General features: G+C 41.6%; 29 protein-coding genes. 19 read left to right on the forward strand and 10 right to left on the reverse strand.

All coding sequences use genetic code 11. The features are described 5' to 3' along the window. Positions 1-140 precede the first annotated feature (140 nt). Complete coding sequence (locus tag AAHK14_RS00385; protein ID WP_194092504.1) at positions 141-1,328, reverse strand: acetate kinase; 1,188 nt, start codon at positions 1,326-1,328, stop codon at positions 141-143. A 394-nt stretch (positions 1,329-1,722) separates the two neighbouring features. On the opposite strand from AAHK14_RS00385, the gene AAHK14_RS00390 reads away from it, so the two are divergent. From AAHK14_RS00390 to AAHK14_RS00400, 3 genes are all read left to right on the forward strand, one after another. Beyond that, complete coding sequence (locus AAHK14_RS00390; RefSeq protein ID WP_065255427.1) at positions 1,723-2,112, forward strand: CZB domain-containing protein; 390 nt, start codon at positions 1,723-1,725, stop codon at positions 2,110-2,112. 335 nt (positions 2,113-2,447) lie between these two features. After that, entirely contained in the window at positions 2,448-4,673 is a 2,226-nt protein-coding gene (locus AAHK14_RS00395) for an NADP-dependent isocitrate dehydrogenase (RefSeq protein WP_194092505.1), read from the forward strand. A gap of 137 nt (positions 4,674-4,810) precedes the next feature. Further along, entirely contained in the window at positions 4,811-5,422 is a 612-nt protein-coding gene (locus AAHK14_RS00400) for a rhomboid family intramembrane serine protease (protein ID WP_065255535.1), read from the forward strand. Positions 5,423-5,497: 75 nt separating this feature from the next. Here the strand turns inward: AAHK14_RS00400 and AAHK14_RS00405 are convergent, their stop codons facing one another. Next, positions 5,498-7,012, reverse strand: coding sequence for an aldehyde dehydrogenase family protein (locus AAHK14_RS00405; protein WP_065255429.1), 1,515 nt, complete (start codon positions 7,010-7,012; stop codon positions 5,498-5,500). Between the two features lie 284 nt (positions 7,013-7,296). Here AAHK14_RS00405 and AAHK14_RS00410 point away from each other — a divergent pair, with 284 nt between their 5' ends. Genes AAHK14_RS00410 through AAHK14_RS00425 form a run of 4 tightly spaced genes read left to right on the forward strand, consistent with a single transcriptional unit; the run spans position 7,297 to position 9,359 of the window. After that, complete coding sequence (locus AAHK14_RS00410; RefSeq protein ID WP_065255430.1) at positions 7,297-7,815, forward strand: MarR family transcriptional regulator; 519 nt, start codon at positions 7,297-7,299, stop codon at positions 7,813-7,815. A 15-nt stretch (positions 7,816-7,830) separates the two neighbouring features. Beyond that, on the forward strand, positions 7,831-8,334 hold the full coding sequence (locus AAHK14_RS00415) for a hypothetical protein (protein ID WP_065255431.1): 504 nt from the start codon (positions 7,831-7,833) through the stop codon (positions 8,332-8,334). A 9-nt stretch (positions 8,335-8,343) separates the two neighbouring features. Further along, a complete protein-coding gene (locus tag AAHK14_RS00420; protein WP_065255432.1) occupies positions 8,344-8,865 on the forward strand; it encodes a hypothetical protein in 522 nt (173 codons plus the stop codon). Positions 8,866-8,918: 53 nt separating this feature from the next. After that, positions 8,919-9,359 carry a DCC1-like thiol-disulfide oxidoreductase family protein gene (locus AAHK14_RS00425; RefSeq protein ID WP_065255433.1) on the forward strand — a complete coding sequence of 147 codons (441 nt, stop codon included), beginning with the start codon at positions 8,919-8,921 and terminating at the stop codon, positions 9,357-9,359. On the opposite strand, the gene AAHK14_RS00430 is transcribed toward AAHK14_RS00425, so the two are convergent. Continuing rightward, positions 9,356-9,640 (reverse strand): hypothetical protein, encoded by a 285-nt coding sequence (locus AAHK14_RS00430; RefSeq protein ID WP_227514663.1) that lies wholly within the window; start codon positions 9,638-9,640, stop codon positions 9,356-9,358. The two genes, AAHK14_RS00425 and AAHK14_RS00430, sit on opposite strands and share 4 nt — an antisense overlap. Positions 9,641-9,733: 93 nt before the next feature. On the opposite strand from AAHK14_RS00430, the gene AAHK14_RS00435 reads away from it, so the two are divergent. The 4 genes from AAHK14_RS00435 to AAHK14_RS00450 are packed head-to-tail and all read left to right on the forward strand — an operon-like array spanning position 9,734 to position 12,337. Further along, positions 9,734-10,186, forward strand: a complete 453-nt coding sequence (locus AAHK14_RS00435) for a hypothetical protein (RefSeq protein WP_065255435.1) — start codon at positions 9,734-9,736, stop codon at positions 10,184-10,186. After that, on the forward strand, positions 10,183-11,082 hold the full coding sequence (locus AAHK14_RS00440; RefSeq protein ID WP_065255436.1) for a TIGR01777 family oxidoreductase: 900 nt from the start codon (positions 10,183-10,185) through the stop codon (positions 11,080-11,082). The genes AAHK14_RS00435 and AAHK14_RS00440 overlap by 4 nt, the downstream gene beginning before the upstream one ends. Beyond that, a complete protein-coding gene (locus AAHK14_RS00445; RefSeq protein WP_065255437.1) occupies positions 11,079-11,507 on the forward strand; it encodes a DUF393 domain-containing protein in 429 nt (142 codons plus the stop codon). The genes AAHK14_RS00440 and AAHK14_RS00445 overlap by 4 nt, the downstream gene beginning before the upstream one ends. Continuing rightward, complete coding sequence (locus tag AAHK14_RS00450; protein WP_065255438.1) at positions 11,504-12,337, forward strand: NAD-dependent epimerase/dehydratase family protein; 834 nt, start codon at positions 11,504-11,506, stop codon at positions 12,335-12,337. Before AAHK14_RS00445 ends, AAHK14_RS00450 begins: the two co-directional genes overlap by 4 nt. Before the next feature lie 148 nt (positions 12,338-12,485). Here AAHK14_RS00450 and AAHK14_RS00455 read toward each other — a convergent pair whose 3' ends face one another. Beyond that, complete coding sequence (locus AAHK14_RS00455; RefSeq protein ID WP_065255439.1) at positions 12,486-12,740, reverse strand: hypothetical protein; 255 nt, start codon at positions 12,738-12,740, stop codon at positions 12,486-12,488. Further along, positions 12,737-13,345, reverse strand: a complete 609-nt coding sequence (locus AAHK14_RS00460; RefSeq protein ID WP_194108852.1) for a hypothetical protein — start codon at positions 13,343-13,345, stop codon at positions 12,737-12,739. The genes AAHK14_RS00455 and AAHK14_RS00460 overlap by 4 nt, the downstream gene beginning before the upstream one ends. Before the next feature lie 338 nt (positions 13,346-13,683). On the opposite strand from AAHK14_RS00460, the gene metK reads away from it, so the two are divergent. From metK to AAHK14_RS00485, 5 genes are all read left to right on the forward strand, one after another. Next, the gene (metK, locus tag AAHK14_RS00465; protein ID WP_065255441.1) at positions 13,684-14,850 is read left to right on the forward strand and encodes a methionine adenosyltransferase; all 1,167 of its coding nucleotides are present in this window, start codon (positions 13,684-13,686) and stop codon (positions 14,848-14,850) included. Between the two features lie 418 nt (positions 14,851-15,268). Next, positions 15,269-15,601 (forward strand): DUF3144 domain-containing protein, encoded by a 333-nt coding sequence (locus tag AAHK14_RS00470; protein WP_083108141.1) that lies wholly within the window; start codon positions 15,269-15,271, stop codon positions 15,599-15,601. A gap of 103 nt (positions 15,602-15,704) precedes the next feature. Then, on the forward strand, positions 15,705-16,307 hold the full coding sequence (locus AAHK14_RS00475; protein ID WP_156065023.1) for a hypothetical protein: 603 nt from the start codon (positions 15,705-15,707) through the stop codon (positions 16,305-16,307). Next, positions 16,304-16,900: a DUF5381 family protein gene (locus AAHK14_RS00480; RefSeq protein ID WP_065255443.1), complete on the forward strand. Its 597-nt coding sequence runs from the start codon at positions 16,304-16,306 to the stop codon at positions 16,898-16,900. The genes AAHK14_RS00475 and AAHK14_RS00480 overlap by 4 nt, the downstream gene beginning before the upstream one ends. 12 nt (positions 16,901-16,912) lie before the next feature. After that, positions 16,913-17,512 carry a hypothetical protein gene (locus AAHK14_RS00485; protein ID WP_156065025.1) on the forward strand — a complete coding sequence of 200 codons (600 nt, stop codon included), beginning with the start codon at positions 16,913-16,915 and terminating at the stop codon, positions 17,510-17,512. A gap of 67 nt (positions 17,513-17,579) precedes the next feature. Here AAHK14_RS00485 and guaB read toward each other — a convergent pair whose 3' ends face one another. Then, positions 17,580-19,049 (reverse strand): IMP dehydrogenase, encoded by a 1,470-nt coding sequence (gene guaB, locus AAHK14_RS00490; RefSeq protein WP_065255445.1) that lies wholly within the window; start codon positions 19,047-19,049, stop codon positions 17,580-17,582. 333 nt (positions 19,050-19,382) lie between these two features. Between guaB and AAHK14_RS00495 the strand changes: the two genes are divergently transcribed. Next, entirely contained in the window at positions 19,383-19,703 is a 321-nt protein-coding gene (locus AAHK14_RS00495) for a hypothetical protein (RefSeq protein WP_065255446.1), read from the forward strand. Positions 19,704-19,901: 198 nt separating this feature from the next. Then, positions 19,902-20,522: a hypothetical protein gene (locus tag AAHK14_RS00500; RefSeq protein WP_065255447.1), complete on the forward strand. Its 621-nt coding sequence runs from the start codon at positions 19,902-19,904 to the stop codon at positions 20,520-20,522. A gap of 31 nt (positions 20,523-20,553) precedes the next feature. Here the strand turns inward: AAHK14_RS00500 and AAHK14_RS00505 are convergent, their stop codons facing one another. The 4 genes from AAHK14_RS00505 to cysS all read right to left on the reverse strand — a co-directional run bounded on the left by AAHK14_RS00505 (position 20,554) and on the right by cysS (position 24,002). After that, positions 20,554-21,060, reverse strand: a complete 507-nt coding sequence (locus AAHK14_RS00505) for a hypothetical protein (RefSeq protein WP_065255448.1) — start codon at positions 21,058-21,060, stop codon at positions 20,554-20,556. A gap of 170 nt (positions 21,061-21,230) precedes the next feature. Then, complete coding sequence (locus AAHK14_RS00510) at positions 21,231-21,377, reverse strand: hypothetical protein (protein WP_156065027.1); 147 nt, start codon at positions 21,375-21,377, stop codon at positions 21,231-21,233. A gap of 24 nt (positions 21,378-21,401) precedes the next feature. After that, entirely contained in the window at positions 21,402-22,199 is a 798-nt protein-coding gene (locus AAHK14_RS00515) for a hypothetical protein (protein WP_156065029.1), read from the reverse strand. Between the two features lie 405 nt (positions 22,200-22,604). Next, complete coding sequence (cysS, locus tag AAHK14_RS00520; RefSeq protein ID WP_065255450.1) at positions 22,605-24,002, reverse strand: cysteine--tRNA ligase; 1,398 nt, start codon at positions 24,000-24,002, stop codon at positions 22,605-22,607. Positions 24,003-24,101: 99 nt separating this feature from the next. Here cysS and AAHK14_RS00525 point away from each other — a divergent pair, with 99 nt between their 5' ends. Further along, positions 24,102-25,229, forward strand: a complete 1,128-nt coding sequence (locus AAHK14_RS00525; RefSeq protein WP_065255451.1) for a WG repeat-containing protein — start codon at positions 24,102-24,104, stop codon at positions 25,227-25,229. The last annotated feature ends 30 nt before the right edge of the window (positions 25,230-25,259 follow it).

Raw genomic sequence — 25,259 nt, forward strand, 5'->3', positions numbered from 1 at the left:
CATTTGCCCTGTGTCAAACATTCACTCTTGGGCGAATATAATTCGCCCCTACACGTCCAATTAACAATGCCTTTATAATGTATTAAAAAATCATGGGTTATTTTAAGAAAAGCCAGACCTTAGCCCAGCTTTTCTTTTTATTACAATCCTAGTACCGCACGAGATTCGCTGGCGATTTGGAATTCTTCATCGGTTGGGACAACCCATAGCTCAACAGCAGAACCCTCAGCATGGAAACTACCCTCCGCCCCACGAGACAGTTCGGCATTTTTGGCGGTGTCAATTTGCACGCCCAAATGCTTTAAGTGGCTCACAATCTTAGCACGCATGTCCGCACCATTCTCGCCAATACCACCTGTAAAGGCAATGCCCGTCAATACTGGCAAACCTGCGGTCAAGCTAAGCAAGTATTTGGCAACACGGTAAGCGAACATATCAAGGGCGAGCGTGGCGTCAGCATTACCCTCTTTGTCGGCTTGTTCTAGGTTACGCATATCATTAGATACGCCCGACACGCCCAAAAGACCGCTCTTTTTATTCAAAAGCGTGTCAATCTCTTGGATAGACAAGCCTAAGGTGCGGTGCAAATGCAAGTGAATGCTTGGGTCGATGTCGCCTGAGCGAGTACCCATCATCAGACCTTCTAGCGGGGTAAGACCCATAGATGTATCCAGGCTTTGACCGTCGTATACTGCTGTTGCTGAACAGCCGTTACCTAGGTGAGCCACAAGCCAACCTGTTTTGCCATCTTGACCGCTTAGCGTGTTGGCACGGTTTGAGACATAGTTGTGTGAGGTGCCATGAAAGCCGTAACGGCGGATTTGGTGTTCGGTGTACAGCTCTTTTGGAATGGCGTAGCGGTAAGCGTGGGCAGGCATGGTTTGGTGAAATGCCGTGTCAAAAATCGCCACTTGGGGCAGGTCAGGATAAATGGCGTTAATCGCCTTGATACCAGACGCGTTAGCAGGGTTATGAAGTGGGGCAAGGCTTGCCAACTCTTCGATGGTTGCTAGCACTTCTGGGGTGATGACGGTTGCTGATTTGAATTTGTCGCCACCGTGTACCACACGATGACCCACAGCCACAGGCTTATGCTCGGCGATAAGCTCGCCTAGGATGATTTGCAAGGCTTCGGTATGAGCCCCTGAATTTGGGATGTTGATTTCTACTTTTGAGCCGTCTAGGTTTTTGTGCTTGATACGGGCGTCAGGATTACCCAACGCTTCGGCAAGACCTTCAATGCGAGTGCTACCGTCTTCGCTAATCAGGGCGTATTTGATGGATGATGAGCCACAATTTAATACTAAGGTGGGGTTGGTTAGGGACATGGATTTTCCTATGAATAAAAAAGATACGGCGGTAATTATAACACACAAAATTAACTTTGACAAAAGGCATGAACCAACCAAAGCATGGCTTGTCATTAAGCCTAAGCGCAAAACTCACAGACAAAGGACTCCCACAAATCAACACCCCAAAAGCGTCATCCATCAATTTTATAAATCCCACCAACCATACGGCATAAATGCAGACCATGATTTGTAAACCATGATTTGTAAACACAAAACAGAATTTTTTAACCATAGAATATTGACCCCCCCCCCCTTAATTTGATAAAATAACAAAGGTTTGTTAATTCTTTTTACTTTGAGTAAAATTTTATTAATAAATATTGACAAATCAAGCAAATCAACCTTGTTATTTTAATTAGGACATTTATCCATGAGTAATCCCAATACAACCATTCAACCTCTAGATTTTAGTGCAGCATTAAAAGCTCATGCAGACTGGAAAGGAAAATTAAGAGAAGCCATTGGTAATGAAGAGACCTTAGATGAAGCCAAAGTGTCTCGTGATGATTTATGTGTCTTAGGTGTTTGGCTTCATGATGAAGCTAACGTAAACGCCTTGACTGGTCTTGAAAGTTATCACCACTGCAAACAAAAACATGCAGAATTTCACAAAGAAATCGGTAAAGTAGCAAAAGAAATCAATAGAAAAAATTTTGACAAAGCCAAAGAAATGATTGGTTCAGGTTCACAATATTCTGAAATCAGTACTGACATTGCACTGTCATTACACCAGTTGAAAAAAGATGCCAGCACCTCTTAAAATGCTTTTTAAATAAATCCCCAAAAACCACGAGTGTCATGACATACGTGATGCTTGTGGTTTAAAATTGTGGACAATCTAAAAAGTACGCTAAAAGGCTCTATAAAATCGTAAAAAGGCTCTATAAAATCGTAAAGTGGACTAAGTCTGACATTAGCAAGCGTTTTTCATCGGACAGGGCTTTCAAAAAAGTTAGGAAAATTGGTAAAAATATGGCATAATAAGCACAAGTTTTGGGTTATATGCGAATGATTGCACCCAAAATTAGACCCGAAATAAAACATTCCCCTTTGCAAAGCGAACTTGCATTTACAATCACCAAACTCGGAGTTTTTATGTCAAAACCGACCATTGTCTACACCTATACCGATGAAGCCCCTGCCCTTGCCACGCACTCGCTACTACCTATCATCCAAGCCTTTACCAAAAGCTCAGGCATCGACATCACCACCAGCGACATCTCTTTGGCAAGCCGTATCCTATCTCAATTCCCCGAGTTTTTAAAAGAAGACCAACGCCAAACCGACGCCCTTGCCGAACTTGGCAAACTTGTGACCGAGCCACACGCCAACGTCATCAAACTGCCCAACATCTCAGCATCCATGCCACAGCTTTTGGCGACCATCAAAGAGTTACAAGATGATGGCTATGGCGTACCTGACTATCCTGCCGAACCCCAAGACGACAAAGAGCGTGACATCCAAGCTCGCTACGACCGTGTCAAAGGTTCAGCCGTAAACCCCATCCTGCGTGAAGGCAACTCTGACCGCCGAGCCCCAAAAGCGGTCAAAAACTTTGCCAAAAAATACCCACACAGCATGGGTGCGTGGTCAGCCGACAGCAAAACTCACGTCTCCACCATGAGTGGTAACGACTTTTTTGCCAATGAAAAATCAGTAACTGTGCCAAACGCCACCACCGTGCGTTTTGTCTTTACCGACAAAGATGGCAACAGCACTGACCTACGCAAACCACTTGCCCTAAAAGCAGGCGAAATCCTAGATGCGACTTTTATGAGCAAAAACGCCCTAGTCGCTTTCTTGGACGAGCAAGTCAAAGATGCCAAAGAAAAAGGCGTGCTATACAGCCTACACATGAAAGCCACCATGATGAAAGTGTCTGATCCCATCATCTTCGGTCATGCGGTTAAGTCATTTTTCAAACCTGTGTTTGACAAATATGGCAAAGAGCTGGCTGATGCTGGCGTGAACGTTAATAACGGTTTTGGCAATCTACTTGCCAACCTTGACAAACTAGATGCCACCACCAAAGCAGGCGTAGAAGCCCTTATCAATGAGACCTACGCCAACAACCCTGATGTGGCGATGGTGGACAGCGACAAAGGCATCACCAACCTACATGTGCCTAGCGACATCATTATTGATGCGTCCATCCCTGCGATGGTACGTGCATCAGGTCAGATGTGGGACAAAGACGGCAAACAACAAGACACCAAAATCATCATTCCTGACAGCACCTATGCTCCGCTATATCATGCCACCGTTGAGTTTTGTAAAGCAAACGGTGCGTTTGACCCGACCACCATGGGTACCGTACCGAACGTGGGTCTCATGGCTCAAAAAGCCGAAGAGTACGGCTCGCACGACAAAACTTTTGAAATCAGTGCGGACGGCAAAGTAGAAGTCATTGACGAAAATGGCAATGTCCTACTATCACACAACGTAGAAGCGGGCGACATTTGGCGTGCGTGCCAAACCAAAGATGCCCCCGTCAAGGACTGGGTAGGTTTGGCGGTAAAACGTGCCAGATTGTCCGACACGCCTGCGGTATTTTGGCTGGACGAAAACCGAGCTCACGATGCCGAGCTTATCAAAAAAGTCAAAACCTACCTTGCTGAGCTTGACACCGATGGGCTAGACATCCACATCATGCCATTGGTTGAAGCCACCAACTTCACGCTAACCCGCCTAAAAGACGGCAAAGACACCATTGGCGTAACAGGTAACGTCATGCGTGATTATCTGACCGACCTATTCCCCATCTTAGAGCTTGGCACGTCTGCCAAAATGCTCTCTATCGTGCCACTCATGAATGGGGGCGGCATGTTTGAGACAGGGGCGGGTGGTTCTGCACCGAAACACGTTCAGCAGTTTAACAAAGAAAACTACCTGCGTTGGGACAGTTTGGGCGAGTTTTTGGCATTGGCGGTGTCACTTGAACACCTAGCTGAGCGTGAAAATAACACCAAAGCCCAAGTGCTTGCCAGCACCCTAGATAAGGCAACCGAAGAGCTACTACTTAACGACAAATCGCCACAGCGTAAACTGGGCTCTATCGACAACCGTGGCAGTCATTACTACCTTGCCAAATACTGGGCAGAAGCCTTGTCCAAGCAAACAGACGACAAAGCCCTAGCCGATGAGTTCGCCCCCATTGCCAAAGCATTGAACGAACAAGAAGAGACAATCGTGAGCGAGCTAAACGGCGTACAAGGCGGGGGCGTTGAGACCGAAGGCTACTACTTTGCCAACCGTGAGTTGCTTGACAAAGCCATGCGTCCAAGTGCTACCTTTAACGACATCATCGCCAAATTGGGCTAAAACAGACCCATCAAACCGTGATGTTAAAAATGCCGTCCTAGCGATGGCATTTTTATTTGTTGCAAATTGTAATGATGGTTGCACCCCTGTGCAAATTTGATATACTGACTGTCATTTTCTATCTATCATCATTTATCATGAATCACACCACCGTCATCATCATTATTACCGTTGCTGTCAGCCTGATGGCATGGCAAAACAAAACGTTTCTCGGCAGGCTCGTCTTTGACCCCATCTCCATCACTCGCCATAAGCAATACGACCGTTTTTTAACCAGTGGTTTTGTTCACGGTGACGGCATGCACCTGCTGTTTAACATGATTACCCTATACTTTTTTGGACGAACCATGGCGCGGTTTTATATCCATGAGTTGGGAGCGTTGGGCTTTGTGGGCTTTTACACTCTTGCCATCATCGCATCTAGCATTCCTGACTATATCCGCCACAAAAACAACCCCCGCTTTGCCAGTCTTGGAGCGTCAGGCGGTGTATCAGCGGTGTTATTTGCCTTTATTCTACTAGCCCCGTGGCAGACCATTTACCTGTTCTTTATCCCCATTCCTGCGATTATTTTTGCCATTGGCTATATCAGTTATAGCATCTGGGCGGACAGACGTGGTACAGGACGGATTAACCATCTTGCTCACCTATCGGGGGCGGCATTTGGCGTGATTGCCACCATCATCATCAAGCCTGCCATCGTGATACATTTTATCAATGCTTTGTTAAGTCCTGCTTTTTTAAGATGATTTAAAACAAAAAAAACAGACAATTTTTCATTGTCTGTTTTTGCTTAAAGGCTAATTAAAAAACCAATCAAAGACTTAGAAAAACCCCATTGCCTTGGGCGAGTAGCTCACCAACAGGTTTTTGGTTTGCTGATAATGCTCTAACATCATCTTGTGGTTTTCACGCCCAATCCCTGATTTTTTGTAGCCACCAAAGGCAGCGTGGGCAGGGTAGATGTGATAGCAGTTTGTCCACACACGCCCTGCCTGTATCGCACGCCCTGCACGATAAGCGGTCGTGCCATCACGAGACCACACGCCCGCACCTAGACCATACATGGTGTCATTGGCGATTTGCATGGCTTCATCAAAGTCCTTAAAGGTCGTAACGGTCAAGACAGGACCAAAGATTTCATCACGGAACACCTGCATTTCATTGGTGCCTTTAAAGACAGTCGGCTCAATATAAAATCCGCCGTCTTCGTTCTCTTTTCGCTCACCGCCACCTGTCAGAAGCTCTGCCCCTTCTTTTTGACCGATGTCGATGTATTTTAGGATTTTGTCCTGCTGTTCTTGGCTTGCCTGAGCCCCAATCATCGTCTCGGTGTCAAGCGGATGTCCTGTTTTGATGTTTTTGACTCGGTCAATGGCACGCTTGATAAACTCATCAGCGATACTCTCATGCACCAACGCACGAGACGGACAAGTGCAGACTTCGCCTTGGTTTAGGGCGAACATGGCAAAGCCTTCTAGGGCTTTGTCCAAAAACTCATCGTCTTTGTCCATGACATCGGCAAAGAACACATTGGGCGACTTACCACCAAGCTCCAAGGTTACAGGAATGATGTTTTCGGTCGCATATTGCATGATGTATTGACCGACTTCGGTCGAGCCTGTAAAGGCGATTTTGCTAATGCGTGGGTTCGTGGCAAGCGGTTTGCCCACCTTTAAGCCGTCGCCATTGACGATATTTAGCACGCCTTTTGGCAAGATGTCTTCGATAAGCTCGGTCAGCACAAGGATACTCACAGGCGTTTGCTCGGCAGGTTTTAACACGATACAGTTACCTGCTGCCAAGGCAGGGGCGATTTTCCATGCCGCCATAAGAATGGGGAAATTCCATGGAATGATTTGCCCAACCACGCCCAACGGCTCATGAAAATGATAAGCCACCGTGTCATGGTCAATCTCGCTGATACCGCCTTCTTGAGCTCTAATGCACCCTGCAAAGTAGCGAAAATGGTCAATGGCAAGGGGAATGTCCGCCGCCAACGTCTCACGTACAGGCTTGCCGTTCTCCCACGTCTCGGCAACGGCAAGCGTCTCCAAGTTCTCTTCTAGGCGGTCGGCGATTTTTAATAAGATATTGCTTCGCTCCATGGGCGATGTCTTGCCCCAAGCGTCCTTGGCAAGGTGTGCAGCGTCTAGGGCAAGCTCGATGTCTTCGCTGGTGGAGTCTGGCACTTTGGCAAAGGCTTTGCCGTCCACAGGCGAGATGTCGTCAAAGTACTCGCCTTTGACAGGGGCAACCCATTCGCCACCGATGAAGTTTTCGTATTGGGATTTGAAGTTGACTTTTGAGCCGTCTGTATTGGGATTGGCGTAACGCATACAATTTCCTTATAACAAGGTGAACGAAAAGCAAGGTGAATTAACCTGCAACTTGCACCTATCGACTCGCCAATTTACCCAAGTACAAATTACCTAAGTATAGCCTACCCAAGCTGTTGGCATTGCCGATATGTACAGTTGTAAATTATCTTAAAATTGACCAAATTGCAAGGGTGAAATGTTGTTTGATTGTAAAAATGATTTTGTTAAATTTCTAAATTTCAGTATTGACAGAAATTATAAAAACTTCTAAAATATCCAAAAACGTTAAAAAGGCAACTATCATGAAACTCTCCCCCACCACCGAAAAATTTGTCCTGCATTGGGGCGAAATGGGCAGTAAATGGGGCGTAAACCGCACAGTCGCCCAAATCCACGCCCTACTATTCATCACGGCAAAGCCGATGAATGCCGAACAAATCGTAGATACGCTCGGGGTCGCCCGCTCCAACGTCTCAAACAGCATTAAGGAACTGCAAAGCCTAAATCTTGTGCAGACCACGCACATATTAGGCGACAGACGGGATTATTTTACCACGAGTAGCGATGTATGGACGCTCGCTCGGGTCATCGCAGAAGAACGCTACAAAAGAGAGCTTGCCCCTACCGTGCAGTTTTTAGATGAACTCATGAATACGCCTGAATTTGAACTAGAAAACGAAGGGGTAAAACAACGCATTAAGGACACGCACGGCTTTGTGGATACGCTCACCACTTGGGCAAATGAAATGCTAAAACTCTCTACAACGACGCTTAATAAAATCCTAAAACTTGGGGCAACGGTGCAGAAGTTTTTAAAATAAAAAGAGAACAATAAAATGGCAACCAAAAAAGAAATCTTAGCTTACGCCAAACAACATGGCTTTATTTATCCAAAGATAAAAGTGATTTTTGGGTTTGGGTTGCTTGGCGGTATGATTGGCTTAATGACTGTGTTTGTTATTGATAGAATGACTCGTCTTATTGTTAATGGCGGTAATTTATTTTATGACATAAACATCATTTCTTTGATTGAAAAGATTTTTTCTGTTCTATTATTTAGCATTATTTTTGGCACGGTATTTGGTTGCATACCTGCTATATTGACAGGAATTTATTGTGCGATTTTTAATTTTATTATTGCAAAAAATTTGGATTATCTTCATTTGTATGTTGTTGGCACCATATTCTCGGCAATTTATTTTAATCATTGGATAAATTTACCTGATGAATTTTGGCAAATAATATATACCTTATTTAGTCTTGGCTCTATTGGCGGAATATCAGCGATGATTTGTGGTAAATTATTTTTACCAAAATTACCTAAAAACTTTGATAAATAGGACAGTAAAATGGTAACCAAAAAAGAAATTCTCGCTTATGCCAAACAACATGGCTTTATTTATCCAAAAATAAAAGTGATTTTTGGGTTTGGGCTATGTGGCGGTATGATTGGCGGTATTATGTTTTGTTGCATTGGTTTTATGATAGAAACTACCTATGAACAAATAATAAACCACATAAGTCATAAAGGCATAATAAGTTTATTCTTAAAGTTACCATTTTATATACTTGGATTTGCTTTTCTTGGTGCTTTGGCGGGTGGCATTCCTGCTTTTTTGACAGGTATTTATTTATCATTTAAAAATTTTATCTTTATTGATAAAAAAGATTATATCAAAATATTTGCCATTGGTTTTTTAATAACGGCAATTTGTGCTTTACTTATGGTGGTTTTTAGCAATCAACAACCGAATATGCAAAATACAATTTGGGATTTTTTTCTTATATCTTTCCCATTGGCTATTATTGGCGGAATATCAGCGATGATTTGTGGTAAATTATTTTTACCAAAATTACCCAGTAATTTTTAAATTTTTTTTGCATTATAATTTCTGTTTTAACAGAAATTTCAAAAGGAAATATCATGAAACTCACCATGTTCTATGACAACAGTTGCACTCTATGCCGTAGCGAAGCGATGTCTTTGTGGCGGTTGGGTGGTGGCGGTATCACAATCATCAGCGTATCGGACGGACAAAACGAGCTTGCCCAAGCAGGTATCAGCTACCAAGAAGCCATGACTCATCTGTGCGTCAAAGACGAATGTGGAGCTTGGTACAAAGGCATGGAAGCGGTGCGAGTGTTGTACAAAATGGCAAATATACGACTATTTGGCGTGGGGGCGTTTTGGTTATTTAATCTGCCCATGATTGATGTCTTATTAGATATCGCTTATCCGTATTTTGCCAAACGCCGTCATTTAATCCCTGCCTATTTGGTAAAATGGTGGTATGGGGCGGTTTATGATGTAAGATTAAATGAATTATGTGATACTGGCAATTGCCATATTTATTCAAAACCTTAACGCCCAACGGCATTGGGAGCAGTTCGTGCTAGGCTTTTATCTAATTCTATTTTTAGCCAAAGATTGGGTAATGACTCATCACAAGCACGAGAATGACGAGTTTGTCTTTGGCTTAATAGACGTTTCATTTTTTGGCGTTTGCGTTTTAGAACGGACGGTTTTTCATAACAGCCCAAACGTTTTTTATACCAACGCCTTGCTTTATCACAATAAACCTTTTGATAAAAGGCGGATAAAGCATTATCAAGCGTCTCAAAATCTTGCGGATAAATGGTTGTCAAAATAGGTATTTTTAGACTTATGTTTATCTTTTAAAAGGGTTTATCATAGCAGATTTTTGCCATATCTGCAATCAACCTATTAAGGAGTAAAAAATGAACAAATCAAACTATCCCACAAACAAAATCCTATACACCTATGCTGTCTTAGGTGGTTTGGTGGGTGGCGTGTTAATTGGCATGGTTGGCATGGCGGGCGAGCTAGACGGCATTAAAGATATTTTGGACTTTATTGGTTCGGTATTATTTATCGGTATTATTGGGATGTTTGTGGGGTTTATTCCTGCAACTGCCACAGGATATTTGATTAGTAAATTTAAATTTTATAAAAAACCCAGTCATTTTTTCATCATCAGTTTAATAGGGTTTTTTACATCTTTTATATTCGCATTAGCATTTTTATTTTTTACAGATAAATTATCATTAGAAAGTGTTAATGATGATTTAACGATAATGAGTGTTATGGGATTATTAGGGGCTTTATCAGCCATAATTATTGGGTGGTTTGTCCTGCCAAAATCTGTGATAGAGTATAAGGAGAGTTTATGAACATTTTAATCACTGGCGGTAGTGGTTTTTTGGGGCGACAATTAACCCCAGCATTATTAAACTTAGGTCATCATGTGATTTGGATAAGCCAAAATCCTGATAAAATCACGCCTTTAAATAATATCAAAGTGATTGATTACAATGCCCTAAAAACCTTATCAACACCCATTGATGTCATCATCAATTTGGCAGGGGCAGGCATTGCTGATAAACGGTGGAGCGATAAACAAAAAAGACGGTTTTTTGATAGTAGAACAAACCCCACTTTGGCGATATTGGACTTTATCAAAAACAATCCCACATCCTTATTGATAAGTGGGTCGGCGATTGGTTATTACGGCGTGTCGGATAATGCGATTTTTGATGAAAATTCATCACCCATTTGTCAAGATTTTGCTAGCGAGCTTTGTCAAACTTGGGAAAATCTTGCCCTATCCGCCACTGATATTTGCCCCACAAAAGTCGCTATCATTCGCACAGGCGTGGTGCTAGACCCTAATGGTGGTATGATGACTCGTCTGCTACCTGCCTTTAAAATGGGGCTTGGCGGACGGCTTGGTAATGGCAAACAGGTATTAAGTTTTATTAGTTTATCCGATTGGGTGCGTGCCGTGCTGTTTATCATTACCAAAAATAAAAGCGATGATTTACCCATTCGCCAATTTTATAATCTAACAAGCCCCAATCCAATAACCAATGCCGATTTTACCAAAGCGATTGGGCAATTATTAAATAAACCCACGTTATTTCATTTGCCGTCTTGGTTTTTATCATTATTGCTTGGCGAAATGGCAACGTTATTGATAGACGGACAAAAAGTTTTTCCCAATCAATTACTCTCTATGGGATTTGAGTTTCAAGACAAAAGTATTTATTTTTTGGAGAATCAATTATGATTAAAATGTATTATGATGACACTTGCCCCATTTGTCGTACCGAAGCCTATCATATCAAAAGCGATGATATTCATATCATTGCCATAAAAGACGGCTTGGCAGAATTACAAAAGCATGGCATTGATGAATTAACCGCCATGACTTATTTATGCGTATTAGATGATAATAATGTCATGCACAAAGGCATAAAAGCGGTGCGACTTTTGCACCAAACTGCCAACACCAAATTTAAAAAACTGCTTCATTTGCCAATCATCAAGCCATTAAGTGCCATTATCTATCCCTTATTTGCCAAATACCGCCACAAAATCCCAAAATGGCTTATCATCAAACTGTTTGGCAATGTACAAGAAATCAATGAATGCGATAATGGTATTTGTCAATTATCGCCAAAAGATCGATTAAATCAACATAAAAAATCATGAACATTTTATTATTCGGTCATACAGGATTTATTGGCAAAAAGATTAATGATTTATTAAGTCAAAATCCCTTATATCATATCAAAACCCTATCATCAAAAATGCTTGATTTTAATTGTCCAACCATACCGCCTGATTTATTTGATGATATTGATGTGGTGATTAACGCTGTTGGCGTGATGAGTGATGATACCGCCTTTATGGAAAACATTCATCATCATACGCCTGTTTGCCTTGCCACTATCGCCAAACAAAATGGTGTAAAACATTGGCTAAATCTCTCAGCACTCGGAGCGGACGAGCATTCGCCCATTGCTTTTGTAGGCAGTAAAGGGCGTGGCGATAAGGCGTTATTGGCATTGGCAGATGATGATTTTAGCGTAACGGTCATTCGTCCGTCTTTGGTGTTTGGGCAAGGCGGAGCAAGCATCAAGCTGTTTTTGAGACTTGCCAAACTACCGATTTGGGTTTTGCCTAATGGCGGTCATTTTATCATACAGCCTGTTCATGTTGATGATGTGGCGTTAGGGTTTTTACATCTTTTATCTTTTCAAAAAAATGGAATAATAAATATGGTAGGCTCACCCATTTTATTAAAATATTATTTACAGATACTAGCCAATAATTTTTATCAAAAACAGCCTATTTTTATCATCAATATTCCTTTATTTTTTGCTAAATTATTTTTAAAAATGATTTATCCGATATACAAAAATCCGTTATTTTCTATGGATAATTTGACATTATTAGAAAATAGCCAAGTGGTTGATGAAAATGATTTTATCAATTTATTAGGCAAAAATACCCGCAATTATCAGGATTTTAGGTTTTAATTTTAAAAATAATCCACGACAATCCTAAAACAAAAACAGATACCAATAATCCCGACATAAACATCAGCATAAAACCTTTAAAATAAGGCGTATAATAAAACCCTGTTATCATCGTTAAAATTTTTATCGCCAATAAAGCCACCACAAATTATGTAAGAATACTAAATTGTATTAAAATCCTACCCATAACCATATCATGCAATATCAGGCTAAATGTTGGATAATGTGCTAAGGCATATTTATCTATCATCACATAAATAGGCACAAATACCAATACGCCCAATATCAAACTTAATGTCTCTAGCCAATTACTAAAATAACCCCCAAAAGCACCCAAAAATAAAAACCCAACGATTGCATTGGAGCATACCAGACCTGTCCATTTTAGCCAAATATTATTCATCTTTTAGCCCCATTATTTTTTAAATAATCACCAAACGTCATCATTGCCATAATTACCGCCGTCAATATCGCCACCACAACGGATAATAACCCACCTGTTACCACCGTCAAGAAAAACGCTCCAAAAAATCCTATGTTCGTTGGGTGAGTACTTATATTAAAACCCATAATACCGCCAACCAATTCAAATGCTATCCCACCTGAAAATATATCCACAATCATTATAAATTGCATCAACGCCCGAATAAGCACGCTAATCCATAAAGATTTTCTAAGGTGTTCATACTGATAATCCAACGCATATTTATCCAAAAATACATAGATTGGCACAAATACCCAAATACCAAAAAAGATACCTATATTATACGTCCATGATTTAAGATCCAAAAAACCACCAAGAAACAACCCAAGAATAGCATTTAACCATACCAATGCCGTCCATTTTGACCAAAGCTCAGTCATGTCATATTTTTGTGTCATAGTATGCCTTTTTGTGTTGATAAAATTGGTAGTATTATAATCACTTGCTCTTTGTATGATTGTGAAAAAATCATGGAAAAATAATGAAAAATAACAAACCCTATAAAATTTTTGGTTCTGGTTCAAAAAGTATGCTACAAGGAAAACCGTTCGTGGTGAGCTTGTCGAACCATAACGGTTTTCCTACCCTTCGACAGGCTCAGGGTGAACGGAAAACCTAGTTCAGCATACTTTTTAGACTACTACCAAATTTTTCATGGTTTGCCAAATTTTTTTCATCTATTTTTTTACATTTATCCGCCAAAATGGGGTATAATTTTCCGCCAAATATCTATGTAAAATCCAGATATTCTCGCCTTACGATGTAGAGTTTTGCTCATTCTGTCAAGCCTAGATTTACGTTGTAAATGATGAAAAGCCACCAGAATGTCGTAAGTTTTTTTAATCTATTTAAGTGATTTTTTATGAATTATCAATTATTTACATCAGAGTCCGTTTCCGAAGGACACCCTGATAAAATGGCAGACCAAATCTCAGATGCCATACTTGATGAGATTTTGACCCAAGACAAGGACGCTCGTGTGGCGTGCGAAACCCTAACCAAAACAGGGGCGGTAGTGCTGGCAGGCGAAATCACCACCCACGCCAACATTGACGTGGAAGCAATCGTCCGCCGTACGGTCAATAAAATTGGCTATAACCATAGCGATTTGGGCTTTGACGGGGCAAGCTGTGCGGTCATTAACATGATTGGCAAGCAGTCGCCCGAGATTGCCCAAGGCGTGGACAGACAACGCCCCGAAGAGCAAGGGGCGGGCGACCAAGGGTTGATGTTTGGCTATGCGACCAATGAAACCGATGTTTTAATGCCTGCCCCGATTCAGCTGTCGCACCGCCTAATGGAACGCCAAGCCGAACTGCGTAAAAACGGCACGCTCTCATGGCTACGCCCAGACGCTAAGGCACAGGTAAGCCTACGCTATGATGACAATCATCGCCCACTAGCGGTAGATGCGTTGGTACTATCCACCCAGCACGACCCAAGCATCAGTCAAGCCGACCTATATGAAGCGGTCATGGAAGAGATTATCAAACAAGTCATTCCTGCTGATCTGCTCCACGCAGGCACAAAATACCACATCAACCCAACGGGCAAATTTGTCATCGGCGGGCCTGTGGGGGACGCAGGTCTGACTGGACGTAAAATCATTGTGGATACTTATGGCGGTATGGCTCGTCATGGGGGCGGTGCGTTTTCTGGTAAAGACCCGTCTAAGGTGGACAGAAGTGCCGCCTATGCAGGGCGTTATGTTGCCAAAAACTTGGTAGCCGCAGGGCTTGCCGACCGCATTGAAGTGCAAGTGTCTTATGCCATTGGTGTGGCAGAGCCGACTTCTATCTCGGTCAATACCTTTAATACAGGCAAGGTGTCTAATGATGAGATTATCCGCCTTATCCGCACCCATTTTGACCTACGCCCCTATGGTATCACTCGTATGCTGGATTTATTGCAACCCATGTACGAAATCACGGCAAGTTATGGGCATTTTGGGCGACATGGTACGGACAATGCCTTTACTTGGGAAAAAACCGATAAAGTAGAAGCGATTAAAGCGGATACGAATTGGTGATTTGCTAAAATACATCTAACGAATTTGATGTTTGCCACACGCTTTGTAGGGGCGTGTTGAACACGCCCTTGATGATATAGCGATTTATAGGACGTGCTCAGCACGTCCCTACACCCACATATTATAAATTTGTGGTAATTTAAAGTTCTTTATCTAGGGCGTGTTGAACATTGATAACATTTTATAAAATAAGATGAAAATTTGATGATTTCAATCAATTTTTGCATGAAAAATGGCTAAATCTTGTTTTTCATCGTCAAAAACTTGTCTGATAGAATGACTATCAACCTGCGTTTTTTCCTTGAAAAACGTGCGATTTTTCTCATTTTTTATTGCAAATACCAAAGTTCAACACGCCCTATAAAAGCCAGCCAAAAACTGGCTTTTGTTAATTTTTTATCAACCTTATGGAAATCTTATGTCAAACCTTAATGAACAAATGACCAATAACACCGCCGAACTCCCCCAAAATGCCAACGCTTTTTTTGAACGGGCGGACAGCGTCATCACCCTTGCCAACAGCCAATTATCGCCAAACTCCCACGCAGGGCAAGTGGCAGCGTCTTTGACTTATGCTGCTGCTCGTTTTGCGGTGTCGGCAGCGAGCATTGGTTTTGTCAAGGGGTCGGATTTTGCCAAAGAAAAAGCGGACATCATCGCCTTTTATACCAAGCAATACCAAAAAATGCTTAGTGATAATATCGATGATTATGCCGAGAATTTTGAAAAATATACAGGGATTAAAAAGTAGTGTTAATGATGTTTGAAAATCAATGGTATCTCAAAAAGATTGTTAGGGGCGGATATAATTATTCGCCCTTATGATGACATTATAAATGATCCCAGACATAACCATGAGCGATAAAATTCCCCTGCCCCTAATCTTATATCCCAAAAAGCGAGTACATTGGGTATTGATTGTGTTTTATATTTTTTTGGCGGTATTATTTGCTTTGGGATTTTGGATTGCCAAAGATGAATTTTTTATCAGAATTTTATTTGACATTTTATTTTTGATTGCTTTGGGTTTTGCTTTTTATCAGTTTTTTAAAGTGGTCAGAGACGAGCCTTTCTTTGTCATTGATAAAGACCACATTTCATTTTTTCACATCACACAGCAAGCCATTTATTTTAGGGACATTCAAGCCCACAACCAAGATGTTGGCATATTGGATTATCAAAGCTATCGTGATTTTAAATTTTGGTACATACAAATTCATCACGGCAATGACACACAAAAGATATCTTTGAGTGCCTATCGCCACAATCATTTACATCTTGATGAAAAACAGCTATTTGACCTAATCAATCAAGCCCATCAGGGTCGAGATATTTTAATCATTCCCACGACAAAAATGGGCATTTTTGACAGAGTCAATGTGGGCGGTTTATTTATGATTGTCTTGATGACAAGCATGCTATTATTGGCGATTGTTATGGGAATTAAACAAGCATGAGCGATAAACTCCCCCTACCGATAGAGCTTTATTATTCCAATAAATTTTTGCTATTTTCTTTGGCTTTTGGCGGTGCGATGATTTGGATTGGGCAAACGATGAACACCACTACCGATGACTGGTTTATGATTACCATCTCGATTTTATCCATGGTTTTTGGGGTTTTGATTGTTTTGGTATGTGTCATTTCTTTAATCAATCCCACGCCTGCCTTAGTGATTACCCGTTATCGCATTAGTGGCGGACATGGATTATTAAAAAGATTGTTCAATAAAAATAACACCATTGCTTTTAAAGACATTCGCTCGTTAGAATTGGATTATCATACTCATAAAGACGTGAAACATTGGCATATCGTCATTTTATTAAACACTGGCAAAAAATTACACCTACCTATTAGAAGTATGAAATATGAAACAGTGCTAATAAATGAAAAAGAAATCTTTCACCTTATTAATCAAATTCATCAAGGCAACATACCGCCCACGTTTGCAGATTTTGATATGGACATTCATGACCGCATGACAACATGGGGGTTATTTATGATTGGTTTTGTGGTGCTGATGTTGGTTGTTGTGGGTTTGATGAAATGACGGTAAAACACCATGGTTAATTTTCGCTTGCCCCTATATCTATATCCCACTCAACGCTCTCTTGTGATACAATTCTTTATGCTTGTCGTTTGTATCGGGGCGACTTATTGTTTTTGGTATGTGTTATCTGATGTTGGTAGTTGGTTTATCAATGGGGTTATTTTATTATCAGGTTTGTTTTGGTTGTTTTTTCTGATTATCTTTTTAAAAAATTTAATCATCAAAAAGCCCATGCTTATCATTGATAAAGACTATATCATTGGACGGGGTATTTTTAATGATAAATTCATAGAGTTTGATGACATTGCGGATTTGTCGTTACACATTCAAGAAAATCACCGTTCTGGACTTCTGGTGTATCGCATGGACATCAGCTTAAAGACGGGCGATAATGAACATTTGGCATTAACCACTTGCCGTTATGAGCAAACACTCATCAATGAAAAAGAGATTTTTGCACTCATCAAGCAAATTCATAAAGGCACAACCGTGCCACGTTATGAGCCGTTTTATATCGGCAATGACGAACGCATGACATCAACCGCCAAAGTATATTGGACGGTTATGGCGATTGGGGCGGTGTGGGTTATGTACGAGATATATACACTATAACAAAAATCCGCCCAACCTTGATTGAGCGGATTTTTATCATCTTGCAAATTAGCTTTGATAAGTTTGATTAACTTTGACGATAATTTGGAGCTTCTTTGGTAATCTGCACATCATGAACGTGCGACTCTTTCATACCTGCCGATGTTACCTTAATAAACTGTGGCTTAGTTCGTAGCTCTTCGATGGTCGCACAGCCTGTATAGCCCATGGACGAACGCAGACCGCCAGCGAGCTGATTGATGATGCCTGTTACCGAGCCTTTGTATGGCACACGCCCTTCAATGCCTTCTGGAACAAGTTTTTCCACGCCTTCTTTGGCATCTTGAAAATAACGGTCAGATGAACCATTTTGTCCGCTCATCGCCCCAAGCGACCCCATGCCACGATATGCCTTATAGTAGCGACCTTGATACAGCTCCATCTCCCCAGGGGCTTCTTCTGTCCCTGCTAAGAGTCCGCCCACCATGATACAGCTTGCCCCTGCCGCCAAAGCCTTTGCCATGTCGCCAGAAAAACGGATACCACCGTCAGCGATGAGCGGAATACGCTCTTGTAAGGCACTTGCCACGTTGTCAATGGCACTAATCTGTGGCACGCCAATGCCTGCAATGATACGAGTGGTACAGATAGAGCCAGGCCCGATACCCACTTTGACAGCGTCCGCCCCAGCGTCAAGCAGGGCGAGGGCGGCATCGCCTGTGGCAATGTTACCGCCAATGACTTGGATATGGGGGTATTTTTTCTTGACAAAGGCGACTTTATCAATCACGCCACGACTATGCCCGTGAGCGGTATCCACCACAATCACGTCCACGTTCGCTTCCACCAACGCTTCCACACGGGCTTCGGTGTCCGCCCCTGTACCGACTGCCGCCCCCACACGCAAGCGACCTTGGGCGTCTTTGGCGGCGTTCGGGTTGTTTTCGGCTTTGCTAAAATCATTGACAGTAATCAGCCCTTTTAGGCGAAATTCATCATCAATCACAATCACTTTTTCAATACGGTGCGTGTGCAGTAAGCGTTTGATGTTCTCGGTAGATTCGCCTTCTTTGACGGTAACGAGCTTGTCTTTTGGGGTCATCACGTTTTTGACAGGTTGGTCAAGATTGGTCTCAAAACGCAAATCACGGTGCGTTACAATCCCCACCACTTGACGGTTGTCGTCCACCACAGGCACGCCTGAGATGTTGTTTTCGTGCGTGATACGAAGTAGCTCACCCACGCTTGTGTCAGGGCTTACGGTAATGGGGTCGGCAACGGTGCCTGCTTCAAATTTTTTGACATGGCGGACACGGCTGGCTTGACGGGAGATGTCCATATTTTTGTGGATAATACCCATACCGCCAAGCTGTGCCATGGCGATTGCCATTTTTGATTCGGTAACGGTGTCCATTGCCGCCGATAGGATTGGCAAGTTTAGGTTAATCTCACGGGTCAGGCGAGTGGATAGGCTCACATCTTTGGGTAACACTTCTGAATAAGCAGGTAGTAGCAATACATCATCAAAGGTCAGTGCTTCATAACTTAGTCTTAACATAACAGCCCCTTATGGCAAAAAATGAATAAAAATACACATCAAAAAACCGAAAAAGGCTAAGCAGTCATCTGCCTAGCCTTTGGATATACGGTTGCTTGTTCGTTTTAGTGGATATACGGTTGCTTGTTCGTTTTAGCATTGTGTATCGGTTTGTGCGTGTAAAATTAGCGGTGCATTATACGCCAGATTATCCGATTTGGCAAATATTTTTTGTGAATTATTGTATTAATCCATATTTATCAAAGAGTTATAAAATAAAGTTGAGAGTAGGACGACTTATCATATAAAATACCCTATCAAACACAACAATCAACATTTGCCCTAGGAGAACCCATGAAATACCTTGTTCTACTTTGTCCATTACTGCTGACCGCCTGTGCCACGCCAACAGCGACCCCCACCGAACCCATCGCCACCGATACGGCAGAGCCAGATTCATCCACCCTGCCAAAACTTGCCATGCCCATCAGACACTGCACCATGGAATACATTCCCGTCTGTGCCACGCTTGAACAAAACGGACAACGCTTTGAAAAAACCTTTGGCAATCGTTGTGCCGCCCACACCTTTATCCCCGATGACACCAAGGTAATAGATGTGCGTGATGGCGACTGCGACCCAAGCAGACAGCCTGTGATTCGGTTTAATCGTTGATGGTGGTTAAGGCTATCAGTCTCAAGAACTGCATCCCATAAAAAGACACATCCTTTGATGGCATTACTACACAAGGTGTGCTTAGCACGCCCCCACATCCAAACATCATTGCATTTGTAGTAATTTTAAAGTTTATTGGATATCTCCCATCGCAAGCCCTGCCATATATGAATTTTATATAAATACGGAGAAAATATAATGAAATTTATTATTGTAGCAATATTAATGACTTCATTGTTATCTTGCGGTTATGATAAAACTGAACATCATGTCATTTCGGAAATTAATGTTGCCAGTACAGACGAATACGACCATTATGTCATACAAAAAATAAATGACGTCGCAATAAATGGTGTCATTGATGATAACGAAAAAACGAAAAGGTTATTGTTGGACTTGGTGCCAGAAGCAAATCGCATGAATGATAAGAATGAAAAGTACAAAGCATTATTGCAAATATATGCATTAACAGATGTTCATAAAGCCATAGATTTTATTGATGAAGTTCTTAGGGATAACCCCGATCATTGGCTACTTATTTATAAATGCCAACTCATGAAAATCAATGATTACGACAATGATAAGGTAACAAATTGCTTTTCTCATATTGCCAAAAAAGCAAAAGAAGAAATTAAGAAAAATAACTATAACAAAAAAGACAACCCAAAAGAAATATTATCTTACTATCTGGCTGAAATAAACGCTGGAAATGTGGCGTATATTCAAAAATCAAAAGATTTATTAGATGAAATACCGGACCCAAAAAAGAAAGACGAGCTGTATCAAATTTTTAATAGCCAAATAGATATTGAAAATTAAGGTTTTTATTATTCGGTTTTATGCATTAAAATCACCCACAGACAATGACATAAATTAATATCACTAAATAATAAACCACTACACCCCCCAACACATTTATCAATAGCCCCATCGCCCAACCAACCATTATCGCCAACAGCCATATCATTTCATTTCTTTGAGTGCGTTTGGCTTTATAAAACCGCCAAGACAAAGGCGTGGCGATAAATGCAATAACAAACCCTACCAACATATGAGCAGTTGGCATGACACAGCGTTGTATTCCAGCATCATCGATAAAGCAGTTAGAGCCAAATAAAGTACCACCAAACCAAAACACCCAAAACCCCACCATAAAAAACAGCACGGCAAAAATACCGTCAGCGACCTTTTTGGCTTCTTTGGCAAAGACAATATAAGCAGTCATCACAAACATCATCACACCCAACACCATCAGTCCGCCAAATGTCATCACATCATTTGCCAAAAATGCACTACCACCCGCCAATAACAAGGCGATGATATAGGTAATAATTTGTTTATAAATGGGTTTTGTCATGATTTATTTGTGAGTGATAGTTAAGCATAGGGGTACGTAATACGCACCTTTTACCATATAACCAAATAACCTAAACTGGATAATCATGCAAGGGTAAATTGCAATTTACCTCTACAAGTCTATCCAAAATTATCATCAATTAGTTGAACATAGGGTGCGTAATACGCACCCTACCAAACTGCTGTACTTGCGGCATCGCTAGGGCGAATCCACTTGTCATCAGCAAGCTCTGATGGAGCTGGTGGTGTGGTCTGTCCCCATAGATATAGGGACAGCATTTGCTCTGCGTAGTTGCCATACACATTTAAAGTTGCCATAATTGACTCCGTTATTAAGAAAAACTAAAGAATTTTACCACAATGGGTGATAGGGTACAAAAAATACGTATCTTCAACAGTGTTATCGTGAAATCTAGTCTCAATGGTTTTGATGGATAAAAAATGATGTTTTGATAAATGTTCTTTGGAAACCAAACTTCGACTCCAGCCGCTATAATAAAAAACCCCATTTTTTTCTTGACTTAAAACTTCTTGATAATTAAGAAGCTTGCAACAATCTTTGGGGTAAATACGAACTCTATCAATGGAGTGTCTCACCATAAAATCCACATCTTTATTATAATGTTCTTTTGTATAAATGGGTGGTTGTTTATCCCAACGATAGACTTGGGCATTATTATTTTTAATAAAATCATAAATATTTTTATTTTTTGATTCTTTGTCATCACCAAAATAAAAATCATTTAAATCATCAAATTGATACACTTGATAAGGATAGCAGATATCATTAGTAACCTTGTCAGGTGTGCCGTCTGCGTGATAAGTTAATCCACATTTGAATTGGTATTCATTACCTGCTAGCTTATTGCGATATAGTTTAGGTTTTTCCATCTCAGATTCATAAGCATTATAATCTGCACGAAACGCATAATCAGTTTTTTTCTGCCAATACTGCACCATGGCTTTTTCATACAGCTCACCTTTGGATAAGGGTTTGTCAGGTTTGCAAGCGAGTAATTTGTCGTATCTTGCTTTTGTCTCTTCTTTGGTTTCTTGTGGTGGAGAATAGGGTTTTTTCTCACAGCTAGTTATTGCAAGAGTGATAGCAATCATTCCTATAAGATGGTGAGATTTTAGCATGATTCTACCTAAGCTCATTTATATTAATGTTGGTTGTAGGGGCTACATTAATGGGATGAACAATAGCCTGCACCGTTATACCCATAAACATAATTGCTACCCATCTCTTCATCTTTGATTATCATGGATGATAAAAACCATCCAAGTTATACCTTGTGAATTTAATAGTAGCATTGGAATGCTTAGGTTTGATTTAATGATAAATAGTGTTGCCTTGTTTGTTTGGATTCGTTTGCAGTGCATAGGGTTAAATGTTGTTTGGCTAACCACCGGCAGTATTGGTGATTCTGTCCCCACAAAAGCAATCACTACTTCCATTATTGCTTAATTGGTTGCTTGGTTGCCTCTGCCTCATTAGTTGAACGTAGGGTGCGTAATACGCACCCTACCAAACTCAAAAATAATCTAAATTCTCCGCCAGCTTGTCCCTGCCCTGCTGTCTTCTAGCTCCACGCCTTTTTCTTTTAGCTCGGCACGGATTTGGTCGGCAAGGGCAAAATCCTTATCGGCTTTGGCTTGTTTGCGTTTATCAATCATCGCCAAAATCTCACTTTCAGAAATGCTCTCATCGCCAATTTGGGCTTGCAAAAAGGCTTGGGGGGCGGTTTGGGCGATATTTAGCACGCTTGCTAAGGTCTTTAATATCACGGCAAATTGTAGCCCACTTGCTGTGTCGCCTGCCTTGACCGCTTTATTTATCTCGCCTGCAATCTCAAACAAGATACTCACCGCTTGGGCGGTGTTAAAGTCGTCATTCATCGCACGCACAAAGGCTTGCCCGTACTCGCTTCCCCACGCTGTCTCGTCCGTGCCTACCACATCAAACGGTTTTAGGGCGTGATATAGGCGTGATAAGGCGGTATGGCTTTCTTTTAGGGCGGTATCAGAGAAGTTAATCGGACTACGATAATGGCTAGATAGGATAAAAAAGCGAATGGTCTCGGCATGAAAATCCTGCAACACTTCACGAATGGTAAAGAAGTTGTTTAAGGATTTGCTCATTTTTTCGCCGTCCACATTGACAAAACCAACGTGTAGCCAGTTGTTGGCGTAGGGTTTGCCTGTCGCCCCTTCGCTTTGGGCAATCTCGTTTTCATGGTGCGGAAACTGCAAATCATGCCCACCGCCATGAATGTCAAAGCTCTCGCCCAAACAGCAGGTACTCATCGCACTGCACTCAATGTGCCAACCAGGGCGACCCAAGCCCCACGGACTTTGCCAATGCGGTTCGGACGGTTTGGCGGATTTCCACAGCACAAAATCAAAAGGATTGTCCTTATCGTCCACCGTCTCCACCCTTGCCCCTGCTTGCATATCGGCAAGTTTGCGTTTGGATAGCTTGCCATAGTCGGGGAAATTTGCCACCTTATAATACACATCGCCACTTGCCCCTTGATAGGCTAAGTCTTTGGACTCTAAGGTATTTATCATATCCAGCATCTGCGGAATGTGGTCGGTTGCTTTGGGTTCGCTGGTCGGACGTAAGCACCCCAAACGGTCGGCATCTTCGTGCATGGCACTAATAAAACGCTCGGTCAGCTCGCCAATGGTTTCGCCGTTTTCGTTTGCTCGTTTGATGATTTTGTCGTCAATGTCGGTGATGTTGCGGACGTAGTTCACCTCAAAATAACGAGACAACCAACGATAAATCACGTCAAAACTCACCATGACCCGAGCGTGTCCGATATGACAATAATCGTACACCGTCATGCCACAGACGTACATACCCACTTTGCCGTCATGGATAGGAACAAACCGCTCTTTTTGTGCCGATAGGGTGTTATAAAGGTGTAAATCGCTCATGGTGTGCCTTTTGGGTAACTGGTGTAAATAAAAGTCTTTATCATAGCAGAATTTGGGGGAAAGTGCTATAATTTACCAAAAATTAACCAAGGTCATCACATGAGATATTTACCATTGGCATTACTTGGCTATGCCATGTGTGCATCGGCAGTCAATGTCTATAACCCAAATGATTTATCCGATATCAAGACCTTGGATAATGTCAAAGACGTTGTGTTATATGGCGTACATTTTGACCATGTGCTACTGCAAAATACAGAACCCTGCATGAAGCCTACTGCTGATTTTGAATTTGTAGAATGCCCAAACCACCAAGGACTTGCTCGGGTTGGTAATTATGTCCAGACCCCTTTTGGTCAAGCCCCCTACCCTTTGGGCATGATAGACAAAGACGGCAAATTATTGCTAGATAATATTTACCACGAAATCCATACTCCCAAAATCTTACAAGACATCGCCACCGATGTCAGCTCCCAGTCTTTTGTCATTACCACCTTAGACCTTGACGGCTTAGACGAGTTAAAGGCAGACGATGAGTCTGATATTGCAATGGTCATTGATAAAAGAATGCAATACGCCTTGGTTGATAGCAAAGGCAGAATGATTGTGCCATTTGGGCGTTATGATAACATCATCAATGGATATGATGATGTATTTACTGTCGAAAAAGACGGGCTGTATGGCGTGATAGACGCGCACGGTCATGAAATCATCACACCCATGTATGACAACCCAGTCATGTTTTATCAAGGGTTTTCAGGTTTATATAAAAATGGCAAATATGGCATCATCAATTTAAATAATCAAACCGTGATTGATTTTAAATACAACGTCATTTATATGGTTAAAAGTGACAGTGGCGATATGTTTTTTAATGCAGTGATGGGCAACACGTCTTATTTATACAACAGTCAAGGCGAAAAAATTTTTGAATTAACCTACCCCGATGAGCATGAGATTTTTAGGGATGACATTAATGTATTTCAAGGAAAGGATTTTTTTATCATCGCTCCTGATTTTTATCAATCAAGTAGTCAAGTAGGGCTAATAGACACCACTGGCAACGTGATATTGCCTTTTGAATATGACGTTATTTATTCATTTTTGACAGGTCTTGCATCCGACCTTGATATGGATGATGACCCACGATACATCAAAGCCATTAAAAAAGACGGGGTTTATTTTTATGACGCCACAGGCAAACTCATCAAGCACACTCACCCTTGACATTTATGGGTGTTATTAGGGCGTACCTAC

Origin of the sequence: Moraxella sp. K1664, from assembly GCF_039693965.1 — a bacterium.
Classification (GTDB): domain Bacteria; phylum Pseudomonadota; class Gammaproteobacteria; order Pseudomonadales; family Moraxellaceae; genus Moraxella.